Below are 1,108 nucleotides of genomic sequence, written 5' to 3' on the forward strand. Positions count from 1 at the left end.
CTTTAAACGAATTCAAACATGGAGATTTAACATGGCTTACTTTTCTCTAGCCTTTGGTACGGCAACCAAAAACCGTGATGGTACAATCATCGAAGCGTTTTTCCCTAACCCAGTTCTTAACCCAGTAGATGCACTTGTAGATGCAGTGGCTAAAGTTGCAGGTTACGAGCAAGGCAACCAAGCTATCGAAATCTCTGCAGCGCAAAGTGCTGAGCTAGCAACTGCATTTGAAGCAAACGGTGATGCTGCTAACGCATCATTCGCAGCTAAGGCAGCAGAATCTGCACAGCCCCTAGTGCTTGTTGTTCTAGCCACTGATGAAAAACCTGCTTCAGTTGCAGAAGGCTTCCTTAAGCTACAACTTATCTCTAACCGCCTAGTTCAACCGCACGGAACTGTTCTTGACGGTATCTTTGGTCTGCTACACAACATTGCATGGACTAACGAAGGTCCTATCGACCTTCCAGAGCTAGCTGAACGCCAAATCGAAGCTCGCCTAGCAGGTCGCGCACTATCTGTAGATTGTGTCGACAAGTTCCCTAAAATGGTGGATTACGTGGTTCCTGCTGGCGTTCGTATCGCTGACACTTCTCGCGTACGTCTTGGTGCACACGTGGGTGAAGGCACTACAGTTATGCACGAAGGCTTCATTAACTTCAACGCTGGTACAACTGGCGTAAGCATGGTTGAAGGGCGTATTTCTGCTGGTGTTGTTGTTGGCGACGGTTCAGATATCGGTGGTGGTGCGTCTATCATGGGTACCCTATCTGGCGGTGGTACAGTAGTCGTCTCTATCGGTGAAAACTCACTACTAGGTGCAAACGCAGGTCTTGGCTTCCCACTTGGTGACCGTTGTACTGTTGAGTCTGGCCTATACGTAACAGCTGGCTCTAAAGTGCGTATGCTAGATTCACAAGGTCAAGAAGTTGAAGTGGTTAAAGCTCGTGACCTAACAGGCGTTTCTGACCTTCTATTCCGTCGCAACTCAGTGACAGGTCAAATCGAATGTCTTGCTAACAAGACAGCTGTCGAGCTTAACTCTGAGCTTCACAGCAACAACTAATCGCCTCGTCCACTTGTTATTCCAAATCCCTACCCTCTCATGGGT

General features: G+C 48.1%; 1 protein-coding gene. It reads left to right on the forward strand.

Going from position 1 to position 1,108, the window contains the following annotated elements:
• Nucleotides 1–31: 31 nt before the first annotated feature.
• The gene (gene dapD, locus QTO00_RS20095; RefSeq protein ID WP_331426323.1) at nt 32–1,063 is read left to right on the forward strand and encodes a 2,3,4,5-tetrahydropyridine-2,6-dicarboxylate N-succinyltransferase; all 1,032 of its coding nucleotides are present in this window, start codon (nt 32–34) and stop codon (nt 1,061–1,063) included.
• Nucleotides 1,064–1,108: the final 45 nt, after the last annotated feature.

The organism is Vibrio sp. M260118 (assembly GCF_036533755.1).
Classification (GTDB): domain Bacteria; phylum Pseudomonadota; class Gammaproteobacteria; order Enterobacterales; family Vibrionaceae; genus Vibrio.